This window comes from Citrobacter sp. Cb004 (assembly GCF_030337065.1).
GTDB lineage: Bacteria > Pseudomonadota > Gammaproteobacteria > Enterobacterales > Enterobacteriaceae > Citrobacter > Citrobacter braakii.
Window position 1 is genome coordinate 1 of the sequence record NZ_JAOWCH010000070.1, and the last position, 16,403, is coordinate 16,403.

The window sequence follows — 16,403 nt, forward strand, 5'->3', positions numbered from 1 at the left end:
TGAACCCGCATCCCTGCGGGTTCTCCCGGCCTTACGGAAACACGTCGGCAATTTTCAGCCGGACCAGCCCACACCTGACCCCCTGCGTTTTTTATCTGAACAGCAAAACAGAGTTAACTGGAAGTCAGTGCGTTGCAGCGATGACCCCGGTCCGGCTGAAAATCGATGAGGCGTTGACGGCTGACCGGGTCTGCCCGCAGGGATGCGGGCAGAGGGGACGGCCTGCAGGGACGCAGGCCCGGCCCCGACCCGACAGGCAGACGGCATAAGACGAATGAATCGCACAGCGACGATTTTCCCGCCGGGAGCCTGGGTTGCAAGGGAGGCGGCGGTGAGCCTCCCTTGCACGTTCACGGGTATCTGCGCTTCAGAGAATTGCTACCGCCGAGGTGAACGAAACCCTGAGCAAGAATCACATGTTCCCCATAATGCTTAACAGAACAGTATTGCGCATTCTGCGGTTTTTTTTATCTCTTCGCCTTCGCTTTCAGTCAGTTCTTACGCCATAAACCCATTCCTGGCGTACACTTGTTAAAACGAAAAAAAGTGAGGCAAACGGATGATAGCGTTTCCTGCCAGTTTACTGATCCTCAACGGAAAAAGTGCTGATAATCTCCCCTTGCGTGATGTCATTGCAGAGCTACGCGATGAAGGCGTGGAAATCCATGTTCGCGTTACCTGGGAAAAAGGCGACGCCCAACGCTACGTTGATGAAGCTCGCCAGTTAGGCGTTGCAACGGTGATTGCCGGCGGCGGCGACGGCACAATTAACGAAGTCTCGACGGCGCTGATCCAGTCGCAGGGCGGCAATATCCCGGCGCTCGGTATTTTACCGTTGGGAACGGCGAATGATTTTGCAACCAGCGTAGGCATACCCGACGCCCTTGATAAGGCGTTAAAACTGGCTATCGCCGGAAATGCGACTGATATCGATATGGTTCAGGTCAATGATAAAACCTGTTTTATCAATATGGCGACCGGCGGCTTCGGCACACGCATCACCAGCGAGACGCCAGAAAAACTCAAGGCCGCATTAGGTGGCGTATCGTACTTTATTCACGGATTAATGCGCATGGATACGCTCAAACCCGACATCTGCGACATTCGTGGGGAAGATTTTCACTGGCAGGGTAAGGCGCTGGTCATTGGTATCGGTAATGGCCGTCAGGCCGGTGGTGGGCAACAGCTTTGCCCAACGGCGCTGATCAACGATGGTCTGCTGCAACTGCGTATTTTTACCGGCGAAGAGCTGCTGCCAGGGCTGCTTTCGGCGCTCACGCAATCCGAAGACAACCCTAACATCATCGAAGGCGCATCATCGTGGTTTGATATCCGCGCCCCGCACGAAATTACGTTTAATCTCGATGGCGAACCGCTTAGCGGACAAGAATTTCATATTGAAATCCTGCCCGCAGCGCTACGTTGCAGACTGCCGCCGGGTTGTCCGCTACTGCGTTAACACGACGCCCCCCCAACTGGAATCAGGCAATGGTGACTTTGCTGTCCAGATAAACATCCTGCACGGCGTTAATCAGCTTAACGCCGTCAGCCATGGTTTTCTTGAATGCTTTTCGTCCAAGAATCAGCCCCATGCCGCCAGCACGTTTGTTAATCACTGCCGTACGTACCGCATCGCTCAGATCGGTTTCGCCGCCAGCCGCACCGCCAGAGTTAATTAATCCGGCGCGCCCCATATAGCAGTTCGCCAGTTGATAACGCACCAGGTCAATTGGGTTGTCGCTGGTCAGCTTGCTGTAAACGCGATCGTCGGTGTAGCCAAAGTTGACTGCTTTATACCCGCCGTTATTTTCCGCCATTTTCTGCTTAACGATATCCGCCCCGATAGTGGCTGCCAGATGGTTAGCCTGCCCGGTGAGATCGGCGGAAACATGGTAATCCACGCCATCTTTTTTAAACGCGGAGTTACGCAGATACGCCCACAGCACGGTGACCATGCCCAGTTCATGAGCACGCTCGAACGCCGCAGAAATCTCTTCAATCTGGCGACGGGACTCCTCTGAACCGAAATAGATGGTTGCCCCTACCGCAACCGCGCCCATATTGAATGCCTGTTCTACGCTGGCATACAGCGTCTGGTCAAACGTATTGGGGTAGCTCAGCGTTTCGTTGTGGTTAATTTTTACAAGAAACGGAATGCGGTGCGCGTAGCGACGGGAGACGGAAGCCAGCACGCCATAGGTCGATGCCACGCAGTTACACCCTGCTTCGATAGCCAGTTCCACAATATTCTTCGGATCAAAGTACAGCGGGTTAGCCGCAAACGATGCCCCCGCGGAGTGTTCCACGCCCTGATCCACCGGTAGAATTGACAGATAACCTGTCCCAGCCAGTCGGCCCGTGTTATACAGCGTTTGCATATTACGCAGCACCGCTGGCGGACGGTTGTTATCCACCATCACGCGATCGACGTAATCATGTCCAGGCAGGTAAAGTTGGTCAGAAGGAATGGTCATACAACGATGCTGTAAAAGGTTGTCGGCATCTTTGCCAAGCAACTGCGCAATATCAGTCATAGCTATGCTCCCGTAAGTTCCGATTTGAAACCGGAATGTGGATTGTCCTGACCCGCTTTGTTGCGGGCAGCAATAAGCCTGGTACCGACTGCGTTTTTTTTCCATCTTTAGCGCACTTTTCAGCAACTTCTGCTGGCTCGATTCAGGAAGAAATAATGTTAAGGCGGTCAAATTTAGACCTCAAAGGTATTTTAAAGGTATTATCGAATGGTACTATCAGTGCGTACCTTACCTGTCATGAAGGATTTAAAGATGAAAACTACAGTTAAGCTGTCGTTCATGATGTTTGTAGAGTGGTTTATCTGGGGCGCCTGGTTTGTACCGCTGTGGCTGTGGCTGAGTAAAAGTGGCTTTAGCGCCGGGGAGATCGGCTGGTCCTATGCCTGTACCGCGATTGCTGCGATCCTGTCGCCCATCCTGGTCGGTTCTGTCACTGACCGTTTTTTCTCCGCGCAAAAAGTGCTGGCGGTGCTGATGTTCGTCGGCGCTATATTGATGTACTTCGCCGCCCAGCAAACCACCTTCAGCGGATTTTTCCCGCTGTTACTGGCCTATTCGTTGACCTATATGCCGACGATTGCGCTGACCAACAGTATCGCTTTTGCCAACGTCAGTGACGTTGAGCGTGATTTCCCGCGCATCCGTGTGATGGGGACCATTGGCTGGATCGCCTCTGGTTTGGCCTGCGGTTTCTTACCGCAAATGCTTGGCTATAGTGACATCTCCCCTACCAATATTCCTCTGCTTATCACTGCCGGAAGCTCCGCTCTGTTAGGCGTCTTTGCGTTCTTTTTACCGGATACGCCGCCGAAAAGTACCGGCAAAATGGATTTCAAGGTCATGCTGGGTCTGGATGCGCTGATCCTGCTGCGGGATAAGAACTTCCTCGTCTTTTTCTTTTGCTCTTTTCTGTTCGCGATGCCGCTGGCGTTCTATTACATCTTCGCCAACGGTTATCTGACAGAAGTCGGGATGAAAAACGCCACCGGCTGGATGACGCTGGGCCAGTTCTCTGAAATCTTCTTTATGCTGGCGCTACCGTTTTTCACCAAACGCTTTGGCATTAAAAAGGTATTGCTGCTTGGTCTTATTACTGCGGCTATCCGCTACGGATTTTTCGTTTACGGCGGCGCGGAAGAATATTTCACTTACGCTCTGCTGTTTCTCGGCATTCTGCTGCACGGCGTCAGTTACGACTTCTACTACGTCACAGCCTACATTTATGTCGATAAAAAAGCGCCCGTACATATGCGCACCGCGGCGCAAGGGCTTATCACCCTCTGCTGTCAGGGATTCGGTAGCCTGCTCGGTTATCGTCTGGGCGGCGTGATGATGGAAAAAATGTTTGCTTATCAGGAACCGGTGAATGGTCTTACCTTTAACTGGGCTGGCATGTGGGGATTTGGCGCGGTCATGATCGCCGTCATTGCCGTAATGTTTATGATTTTCTTTCGCGAGTCAGATAAAGAAATCACCGCCATTAAGGTGGACGATCGCGATGTAGCGTTGAAACAAGGGGAAGTAAAATGAAAGCAGAACGTATTCTCGGTGCTCTTTATGGGCAGGCGTTAGGGGATGCGATGGGTATGCCGTCGGAACTGTGGCCAAGAACCCGGGTTAAAGCCCATTTCGGTTGGATCGACCGTTTTTTACCCGGCCCTGCGGAGAATAATGCCGCCTGCTATTTTAACCAGGCGGAGTTCACTGATGACACCTCCATGGCGCTGTGTCTGGCTGATGCCCTGCTTGAGTGCGACGGAGAGATTGTACCCGACGTTATTGGCCGCAATATTCTGGCCTGGGCCGAACGTTTTGATGCTTTTAATAAAAACGTGCTCGGCCCGACCTCAAAAATTGCGCTAAAAGCCATTCGCGACGGCAAACCTGTCGCCGAACTGGAAAATAACGGCGTTACCAACGGAGCGGCAATGCGCGTTTCACCGCTGGGATGCCTGCTCCCCGCGCGCGATCTCGATGCCTTTATCGATGATGTGGCATTAGCCTCCAGCCCGACACATAAATCGGATTTGGCTATCGCTGGCGCAGTGGTGATCGCGTGGGCGGTATCACGCGCTATCGACGGCGGAAAATGGTCAGAGATTGTCGACGCGCTGCCAGCCATTGCCCGGCATGCGCAGCAAAAAAGGATCACTACCTTTAGCGCATCGCTCTCTGCACGCCTTGAACTGGCGCTGAAAATTGTCCGTAACGCTGACGGCATTGAGTCTGCCTGCGAGCAGTTGTATCAGGTTGTAGGGGCCGGAACCAGTACCATTGAATCCGTGCCATGCGCCATCGCTATGGTTGAGCTGGCGCAGACCGATCCTAACCGCTGCGCCATTCTGTGCGCGAACCTCGGGGGCGATACCGACACCATCGGGGCGATGGCAACTGCCATTTGTGGCGCGCTCCACGGCGTAAGTGCGATTAATCCGGCATTGAAACATGAGCTCGATGCGGTAAATCAGCTGGACTTTATCCGCTACGCCAGTGGATTGATGCGACTGCGCGAGCAGCGGGAGGCACTATGAGCACCACGCGTCTGCAACAACTTCTCCCGCAGTTACGCACACAGCGACCCGTTACGGTGGTGGGTGCGGCGGTGATTGATGTCATTGCCGATGCGTATGCCCTTCCCTGGCGCGGATGTGACATTGAACTCAAACAGCAAGGGGTGAACGTTGGCGGCTGTGCGCTCAATATTGCCGTAGCACTCAAGCGGTTAGGTATCGACGCCAGTAATGCTTTACCGCTGGGTCAGGGGGTGTGGGCCGATATTATCCGCAACCGGATGGCAAAAGAGGGACTGCACAGCCTGATCGATAACGCCGCAGGCGATAACGGCTGGTGTCTGGCTCTGGTCGAGCCGGATGGCGAACGTACCTTTATGTCATTTAGTGGCGTCGAAAATCAGTGGAACGCTGACTGGCTGGCACAGCTGGAGATCCCACGTCACAGCCTGGTTTATCTCTCGGGCTATCAGTTAGCCTCTCCGTGTGGTGAGTTGCTGGTGCATTGGCTGGAAGGGCTGGAGGAAGTGACGCCGTTTATCGATTTTGGCCCACGCATCGGCGACATTCCCGAGCCCTTACTGGCAAGAATTATGGCCTGCCGTCCACTGGTATCGCTCAATCGGCAGGAGGCGGAAATTGCCGCCGAGCGGTTTGCATTAAGCCAGGATGTAGAAGGTTTTGGCGCACAATGGGTGCAACGTTTTGCCACACCGGTGGTGGTACGCCACGATAAAGACGGTGCGTGGTATTTCAGCACCCAAACTTCCGGTTGCATACCGGCATTTGCGACAGCGGTCGTTGATACCATTGGCGCTGGTGACAGCCACGCTGGCGGCATGCTGGCGGGACTGGCGTCTGGCTGGTCGCTGGCTGACGCGGTACTGCTTGGAAACGCCGTGGCGTCCTGGGTGGTAGGGCATCGCGGGGGCGATTGCGCCCCTACGCGCGAGGCGTTACTCCTCGCACACAAACACGTATAGATCGCTTCGACAATAGCTGATGCTGTATTCAATGGGCCGTTGCTGCTGGTCAAGCGCTACCTGCTTGATCACCAGCACCGGCACTTTGCTGTCCATTTGAATGTGCGCCTGGAACTCTGGGTCAGGCATTCGGGCACTGACACGTGAGCGAGTGCGCTGCGGGAAAATATGCTGGCTGCGAAAATAGTCATACAGTGAAACGCCGATAGCATCCACGTCATGAATTAGATGGGCAGGAACCCATGACTCTTCAATAGAAACCGCATCTTCATCTACGTAGCGAATGCGCTTGAGCAGGAAGACGTCACTCCCCGTGGCAACAGCCAGCTGCTGCGCTACTTCTTCCGGGCAAGGCACAATCCGCTTGTTAACCCACAGCGTATCTGGTTTTTTACCGCGCAACACCACCTGCTGTGAAAAACCACGCGCTTCTTTTAGCGAATACTCGAAGATGTTGTTGATTTGCGTCCCGTAACCGCGGGCGCGCGTCACGACACCTTCTTCTTCCAGGGCCTGCATCGCCTTACGAACCGTAATTCGCGAAACGCCAGTCAACTGGCTGAGATCGCGCTCGCCGGGCAGGATGTTTCCATGCTCTAGAATCCCGCTACGCACAGCGTTTTTCACCGTTTGCGCAAATTTCATATACAGCGGCGTGTTATCTGCCGCGGAAATACGTTCATTCAGTTGCGCGATAAGCTGGGTATGCGCTTGTTCCATTTATCTTTTTCCTGCAGCCGTTTCTGCAGCCAGTATACTCATTACCACCACGCGTGGAAATGATGCACCGGACCAATTCCCTCACCGACTTCCAGGGTGTCGGCCTGCGCCAATGCCGCTGAAAGCCACAACTTAGCTTCCTGCACTGTCTGTGCCCAGTTGTCATGGCGCGGACGCAGCGCCGCCAGTGCCGCCGATAGCGTACAGCCAGTACCGTGGGTATTTTTGGTCATCACCCTTGGCGCGGTAAAACGCTGCTCGCCATCACGGGTAAAGAGCCAGTCGGGGCTTTGCGCATCCTCCAGATGACCGCCTTTCATCAACACCGCCTCGCAACCCAGCGCCCGCAGCGCCCTTCCCTGCTCTAACATCTCCTGCTCAGTCTGCGCATGGGGAGCCCCGAGCAGCGCCGCAGCTTCGGGTAAATTTGGGGTGATAATCGAAACCTGCGGCAGCAAATGGGTACGCAGCGTTTCAACCGCCGAAGGAGACAGCAACGGATCGCCGCTTTTCGCCAGCATCACGGTATCCAGCACGACATTTTGCACCCGATGGCGACGCAAGCGTTCGGCGACCGCTTCAACAATATCCGTTTCCGCCAGCATACCGATTTTAGTGGTGTCGATACGCACATCACTGAACACCGAATCCAGTTGTGCGGCGACAAAGTCAGGTTCAATGCGATACACCGACTGCACCCCGCGCGTATTTTGCGCCAACAACGCCGTGATAACCGAGCAGCCGTAAGCGCCAAGCGCCGAGAACGTTTTTAAATCGGCCTGAATACCTGCGCCACCGCTAGGATCGGTTCCGGCAATGGTTAATGCGTTAATCCGTTTCATAGTTGCTCCCGCGCGTTCAGGTTATAGAGGGCGTCGATAAATGCCGGGACAAAACTGCCCGGTCCGGTTGATTGTTGAGTGGCTATTTGTCCGGCCTGTTTCATCCAGCTACAGGCAGAGGCGACGTTATCAAGCCGGTCACCGTGAAGGGCGCAGCTGGCCGCAACGACCGCCGACAGCGCGCATCCGGTGCCCACCACGCGCGTCATCAACGGATCACCCCCGTTCACGCAGACGGTACGCTGACCATCGGTGACATAGTCAATTTCGCCGGTAACCACAACAATGGTCCCAACCTGACGAGCCAGTGCCTGCGCTGCGGGAAGCGCAGCGGCTGCCGTATCGGTCGTATCCACGCCGCGTCCCCCGCCGTTCATACCCGCCAGAGCCAGTATTTCCGAAGCGTTGCCGCGGATAGCCGCAGGCTGTAGCGCCAACAAATCCAGACAGAAGCGACGACGAAACTCCAGCGCCCCCACGGCAACGGGATCGAGCGTCCACGGAGTTTTAGCAAGTTGTGCCCGCTCAACTGCGGCGCGCATCGCCGTAGCCCGTTCCCGGGTTAAGGTGCCGACATTAATCAGTAATGCACTGGCAATATACGCGAACTGACTGGCTTCCTCAGGCTCGATTACCATTGCAGGTGATGCGCCCAGCGCCAGCAGCGTATTGGCCGTAAAGCTTTGCACGACCTCGTTGGTCATGCAGTGTGTGAGAGGGGAAAGCGTTCTAAATTGGTGTAAGGTGTGAGCCGCAAGTGTGCGGCTGTGCAGGTCAGGCTGCATGGTTCAGCTCCTGCCCGCGCGAAGAAGGGACACGAGCAGTGTCAGACTTCCCTACGCTGGCATTATCCAGATCAGGTGGTACGGGTATTTCTCAGCCTTCACCAGGAAGGGCACCCCGAGTCATTTAGTTACATAAATTCCAATAATATTAACAGCGTAGAGGAAGTAGCTTGCTAAAGCAAGCCCCTGACCGGCGTCCTGTAAACATCCCGCATAATCGTGCCATTCACATCTAGAGATATCTTCCAGCATACTCAATCTGCCAACGAAGGAGATCGCTATGCGTAAAGCCCGTTTTACTGTGCATCAGATCATCACCGTGGTTATGTCGGTTGAAGGAGCCGTAGGTTCTTTCACATTAGAAATCATTCAAGTAAATTTTACTCACAACTATAGTTTCTGTTCAAAGGACAGAAGAAAAGAAGGGTTTTAATCAGTGAATAAAATAATTAACCTGAATCATTTCCAAGTTTGCATTTCACCCATGAAACCAATGAATATCATTTGAAGCATTCACAATCTAAATAATTGACCACGCATCGGCCGATGATAATATAAACTTTTTACTTCATGAAGGTTTTACATGAGAGAATTTAGGCTTATCCGGGCATGGGATGCCGGAAGGGAGCTAGCCCCTGAGGATTTTCAGCATATATTGATCCCTTTCAGAGCTTTCGATGAATCACGAATCTATTACGAATTAGACGCAGAAGAGTATCACTATACAAAAGTACCCTCTATTTATGATATACCAGAAAGGAAACGGAACATTGTTTATTATACTCATCCATATAAGAGGAAGCATCGAGCTATGGCTGATGAGGTATATGACAATACACAACGCAACATAGATGAAGGCTGGTTCATTGGGATTAATAAATCTCGTAATTAGAATTATTACTGGAATCATTTTTATTTTTGGGCTGTGCCAACTGGTTCAATTTATCTGCTAAATTAATTATTAGGAATTTAAATGAGTAATAATATTAGTGAAATCCTGAATGATTTGAAAAGCAAAATGACCAACTGGAATTATCCAATAGAAGAGCCTATCACAGACCAATACATTTTGAGTATAAATAAGCGAAAATCAACTTCTATCTTAAGTCCAACACTTGATAAGCTAGGTGATGAAGTTTACTTATTATTAGTAAATCAACCTGATTATGTTACATTTTTAGAAACAATGGATGGATTTGAATTTGATGGCTTAATCTTATTTAGCCTATCCATACCAGAGCCATTAGTAAGAAACTTGTTTATTATGAATGATTTTTATAGGGATAATGATGATTACATCAATCCTGATTTAAGTGAGCGATTAGTGATTGGCAATGATAGTATCTCTATATTTACTTACGATAGTAAAACAAACCTTTTTGAAATTAGAGATAATGTAGGCACCGAAAATGTCTTTGGATCATTCCCTAACTTTACAGATTTCTTATCAGAAATATTAGATACAGTAGCTTAAATTATGGAGGGGCTATAACGCCCCTTTTTTCTTATTAATTTTTAGCTAAGGAGTCATTTTGTTAATTACAAAAAATGATCTAGATGAATTCGGTGAGTTAGCAAACCAATTCATTAGCAGTAGCGATCGTGCTTCATTAACTGCACTTCACTAAAAACGATTTATAATTCCCCCATCCTTTATATGAAATACATTATCTAATTAGTGTGAAATATCTGTTTCATCACTAGAAAATATTCTGCTCCGAATTATTTTAAATATCTTTAACTTTTCTGAATCTAAACTTTATGACTTTAATTATCCAACCGTTTACCGCTGCGATAAAATTAAAATCGTATAGTTAAATTTATATATATGTCCGTTACCCAACGTTCATCCGGTGCTTCCGGATTGAACTGCCGCTGGAGCCTGTTGGCGTCACGATACTGGCCTCCCCTTTACGCGCTCATAGGCTTCGGTCCCCGACCTGAGCCTTTTCCCGGGACACTTCATCAGCCGCCAGACCCGATTAATCGCACACTGTTGTTCGCTATCTTGCAGTTCGTGATGGATCTTGCGCTCGAGATTGTCGTAATTCTGTACATTCATTTACACTTTTTACGAAATGACTGGCGTGAACACAAAAAAGTTCTTGTCAGATGCCCTATAAGCCAGGAATGATACACGACTGATGTTGATGACCCGAACAGGTAAAGAGGATGGGTATGAAGAATAAAATGTTGCTGGGTGCACTCCTGCTTGCAAGCAGCGTCGTCTGGGCCGCGCCGGCCGCAACAGCTGCTCCCACCGGAATTGATAAGTATGAGTTGAGCGGTTTCATCGCCGACTTTACCCATTTTAAACCTGGTGACACGGTCCCACCGCTGTACCGTACTGACGAATATGCGATTAAGCAATGGAACCAACGCAACCTGCCTGCCCCTACCGCCGGTACCCACTGGACCTACATGGGTGGTGCGTACGTGCTGATCAACGATGCTGACGGTAAGATCATTAAAGCCTACGACGGCGAGATTTTTTATCATCGTTAATAGAAAAAACACGTACTTTCAACAAGAAAGTACGTGAAATACCCGCAAATCAATTAGTCATAAGATACTGCAAATATCACTTTACTTTGTACTTCACCAGGCAGTAATGATTCCCCTGTCACGCGAATATATTTCGCAGTGATAGGGAAAGTGTACTGATTACTGATTGCTTCCAGTTTGGTCATTCTGTTCATCAGATTATCCCCCTGTTTTAGAGGAGAAGTCGCGGTGCCATTATATATCTGGAACCCCACCCCTTTGGCGCCATTCGCTATCGTGTTTTTTAGTATTTTCCCGCTTTCATCCCAGACACCGCGCACCACCTTAAAAGTTACGGGATTGGTGGTGACGTTATATATACTTTCGCAATTCAATACCAGATTTGTGGAACCCGATTTGGTATTATTAACCGTGAGCATCTCATTTAATGTGGTATCTGGCATTTTAATTTCGTATCGGGGTAATGAAAACTGACACGTGATGGGTTTATGCGTTACTGTAAAGCTTAAATTCTACTTACTGAAAAATCATTGCTGGTCCAGATGTCATATCTAGATTAATTGTCGTTAACCCATCATTTTTATCTGAAATATACACCCGGCATCAGCGCTATAGGTGGGTTCAGTTACCCGACCATTGATATTCAAGGTGGCAGTATCTGTGGCGAAAGCAGAAGCGCTCATTCCATAAGCCAAAGTAATAACTCCCAAGAATAATTTTTTTTCATTACGTTCATTATTCCTGTATCGGTTGGGAAACAGCACACAAGCCGTCTTTCCAGTAGATTATGGATTAACTGCCTCGCTAAGACTAATTGAGATTGTAGATTAATTCGACCAATTTGATCAATTTAAATGATGAATTGAGGGCGTTTATTCAGAAAAAGAGATGAATTATACAGTCCGGATAAATAATTGAGTGAGATTTTTCATCCAATATATTCACTGAATCAATTCATTATTGATTCAGTGAATATTTTTAACGCTATTAATTACACCGCGCGGAAGGCAATTTCACCCGGAATCACTTCCCCTTGCCAGTAGAGCTGGGCAGCGACACGTCCTGCCAGGTCGCGGTAAATGGCGGTAAATTCGCTGTCAGGACGGCTGATGACCGTCGGCGTACCACGATCCAGGTCTTCACGCAGAGAAATATGCAGCGGCATCTGTCCCAGCAGTTGGGTGTGATACTGCTCAGCCAGTTTCTGCGCGCCACCGGTGCCGAAGATTGGCTCGTGATGACCGCAGTTGCTGCAAATATGCATACTCATATTCTCAACAATACCCAGCACTGGCACTTCGACTTTTTCGAACATCACGATGCCTTTTTTCGCATCGATCAGCGCGATGTCCTGCGGAGTGGTCACCACAACCGCCCCCGTGACCGGAATGTTTTGCGCCAGCGTCAACTGGATATCACCCGTACCCGGCGGCATATCCAGTACCAGGTAATCAAGATCCGGCCATAAGGTTTCTTGCAGCATCTGCAGCAGGGCTTTGCTGGCCATCGGGCCACGCCACACCATCGCATTATCGTCAGTAACCAGATAACCAATAGAGTTTGTCGCCAGGCCGTGAGACATGATCGGCGCCATGTGGGTACCGTCTGGAGAGGTAGGACGCTGGTTTTCCGCACCGAGCATCGTCGGGATTGACGGGCCATAAATATCGGCGTCCAGAATCCCTACCTTCGCCCCTTCGGCAGCCAGCGCCAGCGCCAGGTTCACGGCAGTAGAGGATTTACCCACGCCACCTTTACCCGAACTGACGGCGATGATGTTTTTTACACCATTAATGCCCGGCTGGTTTTTCACGCGTTTCAGCGTCGCAATGTTATGCGACAGTTTCCAGTCGATCGCTTTCGCACCAGTAATACGCAGCAGATCGGCGCTACATTGCTCTTTTAAGTCCTCAAACGCGCTCTGCCAGACAAACGGCATGACCAGCTCAACGTGCAACGTGTCATCCATCCAGGCGACGTGATGCAACGCTTTAAGCGTCGTCAGATTATGCTTCAGGGTTAAATGCTGAAAATTCGCCAGCGTCCCGGCAACCATCGCGCGCAGGGTCTCTGGTGATTTGGCCTGGGATTGTGCGTTCATCCCGACTCCTTTTTGTTGTTCTGAAAATACAATAGTCACCAGGTAGTTTACTCCAACCGCAACAATTATTCATTTACGGATAAATGCCCTTATCGCTTGGCGCAGTAATTACCATTTTGGTACTATCAAAGCCCTTTTCACTACAAAAGAAGTAATTGCCCACTATGACTCAAGTCGCGAAGAAAATTCTGGTAACGTGCGCGCTGCCGTACGCCAACGGCTCTATCCACCTCGGCCATATGCTGGAGCACATCCAGGCTGATGTCTGGGTCCGTTACCAGCGAATGCGCGGCCACCAGGTTAACTTCATCTGCGCGGACGACGCACACGGTACGCCAATCATGCTGAAAGCACAGCAGCTTGGGATCACGCCAGAGCAGATGATCGGTGAAATGAGTCAGGAGCATCAGACTGATTTTGCGGGTTTTGACATCAGCTATGACAACTACCACTCTACGCACAGCGAAGAGAACCGTGAGCTGTCTGAGCTGATTTATACGCGCCTGAAGGAGAACGGTTTTATTAAGAACCGTACTATCTCCCAGCTTTACGATCCGGAAAAAGGCATGTTCCTGCCGGACCGTTTCGTTAAAGGCACCTGCCCGAAATGTAAATCTCCGGATCAGTACGGCGATAACTGTGAAGTCTGCGGCGCAACCTACAGCCCGACCGAACTTATCGAGCCGAAATCCGTCGTTTCTGGCGCGACGCCGGTAATGCGCGACTCCGAACACTTCTTCTTTGACCTGCCGTCATTCAGCGAGATGCTGCAGGCCTGGACACGCAGCGGCGCGTTGCAGGAGCAGGTCGCCAACAAAATGCAGGAATGGTTCGAATCCGGCCTGCAGCAGTGGGATATTTCCCGCGATGCCCCATACTTCGGTTTTGAAATCCCGGATGCGCCAGGCAAGTACTTCTACGTCTGGCTGGACGCACCAATTGGCTATATGGGTTCGTTCAAAAACCTGTGCGATAAGCGCGGCGACACGACCAGTTTTGATGAGTATTGGAAGAAAGATTCCGACGCCGAGCTGTATCACTTCATCGGTAAAGACATCGTCTACTTCCATAGCCTGTTCTGGCCGGCGATGCTGGAAGGCAGCAACTTCCGTAAGCCGACCAACCTGTTTGTACACGGTTATGTGACGGTAAACGGTGCGAAGATGTCCAAATCTCGCGGTACCTTCATTAAGGCCAGCACCTGGCTGAAGCACTTTGACGCCGACAGCCTGCGTTACTACTACACAGCGAAGCTTTCTTCACGCATTGATGATATCGACCTGAACCTGGAAGACTTCGTTCAGCGTGTAAACGCCGATATCGTCAACAAAGTAGTCAACCTGGCATCACGTAACGCAGGCTTTATCAGCAAGCGTTTTGACGGCGTACTGGCTGCTGAACTGGCCGACCCGGCGTTGTATAAAACCTTCACTGACGCTGCTGCGGTGATTGGCGAAGCATGGGAAAGCCGTGAATTTGGTAAAGCTATCCGTGAAATCATGGCGCTGGCCGATGTGGCAAACCGCTACGTTGACGAACAGGCTCCGTGGGTCGTTGCTAAACAGGAAGGCCGCGATGCCGACCTGCAGGCGATCTGCTCCATGGGTATCAACCTGTTCCGCGTCCTGATGACTTACCTGAAACCGGTTCTGCCAACGCTTGCTGAACGTGTAGAAGCTTTCCTGAACAGCGAGCTGAGCTGGGATGCCATTAAGCAACCGCTGCTCGGTCACAAGGTCAACACCTTTAAGGCGCTCTACAATCGCATCGACATGAAACAGGTTGAAGCGCTGGTGGAAGCGTCGAAAGAAGAAGTGAAGGCCGCTGCCGCACCAGTAACCGGCCCGCTGGCGGATGACCCGATTCAGGAAACCATTACCTTTGACGATTTCGCCAAAGTTGACCTGCGCGTGGCATTGATTGAAAACGCCGAGTTTGTGGAAGGTTCTGACAAACTGCTGCGTCTGACGCTGGATCTCGGTGGCGAGAAGCGTAACGTCTTCTCTGGTATTCGTTCTGCCTATCCGGATCCGCAGACCCTGATTGGACGTCAGACCATTATGGTTGCTAACCTGGCACCTCGTAAGATGCGCTTCGGCATTTCTGAAGGGATGGTCATGGCGGCAGGTCCTGGCGGGAAAGATATCTTCCTGTTAAGCCCGGACGAAGGCGCAAAACCTGGCCAACAGGTGAAATAAATCAGACATCTCGAGCGCTGCAACTGCAGCGCTTTTTTTTTGCTGAGGGATTTACCTTTAATCTTAAACACACTCCCCCACTCCATTTTCGGACTGCTTAGCCATCGCTATTAGATTTATTCTATACTGCTCTGCTATTAAGGCCGCCCGGCCCCATCATATTCATTAGAATTATTATTTAGCATTCGATATTCATAAAATGGAGTTTTACATGACAGCGTTACAAAAATTAGTTTCTCTCGCCGTGGCATCGGTTGTGGTTTTTTCCCTGGCGGGTTGTGGTGAAAAAGAAGAGACGAAAACATTCAATGCCAATCTTAACGGTTCGGATATCACCGTCTCTTACACCTATAAAGGTGACAAAGTTCTGAAACAAAGCTCCGAAAGTAAAATCAGCTATGCGTCTGTCGGCGCCAGCAATAAAGAGGAAGCCGCAAAAGTATTCGACGCGTTAAGCGCTAAATATCAAAATATTGCAGGCGTAGAAGAAAAGCTCACCTATACAGATACCTACGCGCAGGAAAATGTCACTATCGATATGGAAAAAGTCGATATAAAAGCGTTACAGGCAATTTCCGGGATGAAGCTTTCTGAGAAAGCCGATAAAAATATCAGCATGAAGCAAATGCAAACGGTAATGGAATCGGCAGGTTTTAAAGAGGTGAAATAACATCCTGGCGACCCGAAATTCATCGCGGTCGCCAGCGTCGTTTTACGCTTTCGTTTTGTGCACTCGCGACGTCAAACCCCGCAGGAAATAACGCAGAAACTGATCGCCGCATTCGCGATAGTTCTTATGGTCCGGCGCGCGCATCATGGCGGTAATTTCCGGCATCGACACACGAAACTTCTGCTCGGTCATAATGGCCAGAATATCATCGGTTTTCAGCGAAAAGGCGATACGCAGCTTTTTCAGCACCGTATTGTTGTTAACACGACGCTCAAGCGCCAGTTCCGGCGCAGAATCGTCTTTACCACGCAGATGATAAATCAGACCGTTTAAAAATCCGGAGAGAATGATATCCGGGCAGCGAATAAACCCGGCTTCATCTTCTTTTGTCATCCAGGTATCAAAACCTGCGGAGGTGGATTCCATGTCAGCAAGCGCAAGAATACGCACCATGTCGTTATTGTTCGCTTTCAGGGTGTAGCGCAGGCTACGAAGAATATCGTTACTTAGCATAGAGCCTTCAACTGTCGGTGATGCAATGGCGCGCAGTGTATC

Annotated in this window: 17 protein-coding genes, 2 pseudogenes and 1 riboswitch; of the genes and pseudogenes, 10 read left to right on the forward strand and 9 right to left on the reverse strand. The window is 50.5% G+C overall.

Features of this window, described 5'->3' with window-relative positions; translation table 11 throughout:
- Positions 1-559 precede the first annotated feature (559 nt).
- Positions 560-1,459 (forward strand): lipid kinase YegS, encoded by a 900-nt coding sequence (gene yegS / locus OGV65_RS21345; RefSeq protein ID WP_046275436.1) that lies wholly within the window; start codon positions 560-562, stop codon positions 1,457-1,459.
- Positions 1,460-1,481: 22 nt separating this feature from the next.
- Here the strand turns inward: yegS and fbaB are convergent, their stop codons facing one another.
- Positions 1,482-2,534, reverse strand: a complete 1,053-nt coding sequence (gene fbaB, locus OGV65_RS21350) for a class I fructose-bisphosphate aldolase (protein WP_016153672.1) — start codon at positions 2,532-2,534, stop codon at positions 1,482-1,484.
- Positions 2,535-2,786: 252 nt separating this feature from the next.
- On the opposite strand from fbaB, the gene OGV65_RS21355 reads away from it, so the two are divergent.
- Genes OGV65_RS21355 through OGV65_RS21365 form a run of 3 tightly spaced genes read left to right on the forward strand, consistent with a single transcriptional unit; the run spans position 2,787 to position 6,027 of the window.
- Positions 2,787-4,064: a nucleoside permease gene (locus OGV65_RS21355; RefSeq protein ID WP_016153674.1), complete on the forward strand. Its 1,278-nt coding sequence runs from the start codon at positions 2,787-2,789 to the stop codon at positions 4,062-4,064.
- Positions 4,061-5,065, forward strand: coding sequence for an ADP-ribosylglycohydrolase family protein (locus OGV65_RS21360; protein ID WP_286455395.1), 1,005 nt, complete (start codon positions 4,061-4,063; stop codon positions 5,063-5,065). The genes OGV65_RS21355 and OGV65_RS21360 overlap by 4 nt, the downstream gene beginning before the upstream one ends.
- Positions 5,062-6,027, forward strand: coding sequence for a PfkB family carbohydrate kinase (locus OGV65_RS21365; RefSeq protein WP_200080100.1), 966 nt, complete (start codon positions 5,062-5,064; stop codon positions 6,025-6,027). Before OGV65_RS21360 ends, OGV65_RS21365 begins: the two co-directional genes overlap by 4 nt.
- Here the strand turns inward: OGV65_RS21365 and OGV65_RS21370 are convergent.
- Genes OGV65_RS21370 through thiM form a run of 3 tightly spaced genes read right to left on the reverse strand, consistent with a single transcriptional unit; the run spans position 6,001 to position 8,374 of the window.
- On the reverse strand, positions 6,001-6,747 hold the full coding sequence (locus OGV65_RS21370) for a GntR family transcriptional regulator (RefSeq protein ID WP_286455396.1): 747 nt from the start codon (positions 6,745-6,747) through the stop codon (positions 6,001-6,003). The two genes, OGV65_RS21365 and OGV65_RS21370, sit on opposite strands and share 27 nt — an antisense overlap.
- A 41-nt stretch (positions 6,748-6,788) precedes the next feature.
- Positions 6,789-7,589, reverse strand: a complete 801-nt coding sequence (gene thiD, locus OGV65_RS21375; protein WP_286455397.1) for a bifunctional hydroxymethylpyrimidine kinase/phosphomethylpyrimidine kinase — start codon at positions 7,587-7,589, stop codon at positions 6,789-6,791.
- Positions 7,586-8,374 carry a hydroxyethylthiazole kinase gene (thiM, locus tag OGV65_RS21380; protein WP_286455398.1) on the reverse strand — a complete coding sequence of 263 codons (789 nt, stop codon included), beginning with the start codon at positions 8,372-8,374 and terminating at the stop codon, positions 7,586-7,588. Before thiM ends, thiD begins: the two co-directional genes overlap by 4 nt.
- A gap of 31 nt (positions 8,375-8,405) precedes the next feature.
- A riboswitch (TPP riboswitch) is annotated at positions 8,406-8,502 on the reverse strand.
- Between the two features lie 152 nt (positions 8,503-8,654).
- On the opposite strand from thiM, the gene OGV65_RS21385 reads away from it, so the two are divergent.
- From OGV65_RS21385 to OGV65_RS21390, 3 genes are all read left to right on the forward strand, one after another.
- Complete coding sequence (locus tag OGV65_RS21385; RefSeq protein ID WP_153690212.1) at positions 8,655-8,807, forward strand: hypothetical protein; 153 nt, start codon at positions 8,655-8,657, stop codon at positions 8,805-8,807.
- A 150-nt stretch (positions 8,808-8,957) separates the two neighbouring features.
- On the forward strand, positions 8,958-9,266 hold the full coding sequence (locus OGV65_RS25555; protein ID WP_479415308.1) for a DUF8093 domain-containing protein: 309 nt from the start codon (positions 8,958-8,960) through the stop codon (positions 9,264-9,266).
- Between the two features lie 81 nt (positions 9,267-9,347).
- Positions 9,348-9,848 carry a YrhA family protein gene (locus OGV65_RS21390; RefSeq protein WP_047501006.1) on the forward strand — a complete coding sequence of 167 codons (501 nt, stop codon included), beginning with the start codon at positions 9,348-9,350 and terminating at the stop codon, positions 9,846-9,848.
- A gap of 353 nt (positions 9,849-10,201) precedes the next feature.
- Here OGV65_RS21390 and OGV65_RS21395 read toward each other — a convergent pair.
- Positions 10,202-10,406: pseudogene (locus tag OGV65_RS21395) on the reverse strand (IS3 family transposase); the annotation flags it as partial.
- Between the two features lie 140 nt (positions 10,407-10,546).
- On the opposite strand from OGV65_RS21395, the gene OGV65_RS21400 reads away from it, so the two are divergent.
- A complete protein-coding gene (locus OGV65_RS21400; RefSeq protein ID WP_019077205.1) occupies positions 10,547-10,879 on the forward strand; it encodes an RcnB family protein in 333 nt (110 codons plus the stop codon).
- 53 nt (positions 10,880-10,932) lie between these two features.
- Here the strand turns inward: OGV65_RS21400 and OGV65_RS21405 are convergent.
- From OGV65_RS21405 to apbC, 3 genes and pseudogenes are all read right to left on the reverse strand, one after another.
- Positions 10,933-11,391: pseudogene (locus tag OGV65_RS21405) on the reverse strand (fimbrial protein); the annotation flags it as partial.
- 54 nt (positions 11,392-11,445) lie between these two features.
- Positions 11,446-11,643: a DUF2574 family protein gene (locus tag OGV65_RS25450; RefSeq protein ID WP_370916391.1), complete on the reverse strand. Its 198-nt coding sequence runs from the start codon at positions 11,641-11,643 to the stop codon at positions 11,446-11,448.
- Positions 11,644-11,870: 227 nt separating this feature from the next.
- Positions 11,871-12,980 carry an iron-sulfur cluster carrier protein ApbC gene (gene apbC, locus OGV65_RS21415; RefSeq protein WP_200051540.1) on the reverse strand — a complete coding sequence of 370 codons (1,110 nt, stop codon included), beginning with the start codon at positions 12,978-12,980 and terminating at the stop codon, positions 11,871-11,873.
- 164 nt (positions 12,981-13,144) lie between these two features.
- On the opposite strand from apbC, the gene metG reads away from it, so the two are divergent.
- Positions 13,145-15,178, forward strand: coding sequence for a methionine--tRNA ligase (gene metG, locus OGV65_RS21420; protein WP_047501004.1), 2,034 nt, complete (start codon positions 13,145-13,147; stop codon positions 15,176-15,178).
- A 211-nt stretch (positions 15,179-15,389) separates the two neighbouring features.
- The gene (locus tag OGV65_RS21425) at positions 15,390-15,848 is read left to right on the forward strand and encodes a YehR family lipoprotein (RefSeq protein WP_200051541.1); all 459 of its coding nucleotides are present in this window, start codon (positions 15,390-15,392) and stop codon (positions 15,846-15,848) included.
- Positions 15,849-15,890: 42 nt separating this feature from the next.
- On the opposite strand, the gene OGV65_RS21430 is transcribed toward OGV65_RS21425, so the two are convergent.
- Positions 15,891-16,361, reverse strand: a complete 471-nt coding sequence (locus OGV65_RS21430; RefSeq protein WP_016153689.1) for a YehS family protein — start codon at positions 16,359-16,361, stop codon at positions 15,891-15,893.
- Positions 16,362-16,403 lie beyond the last annotated feature (42 nt).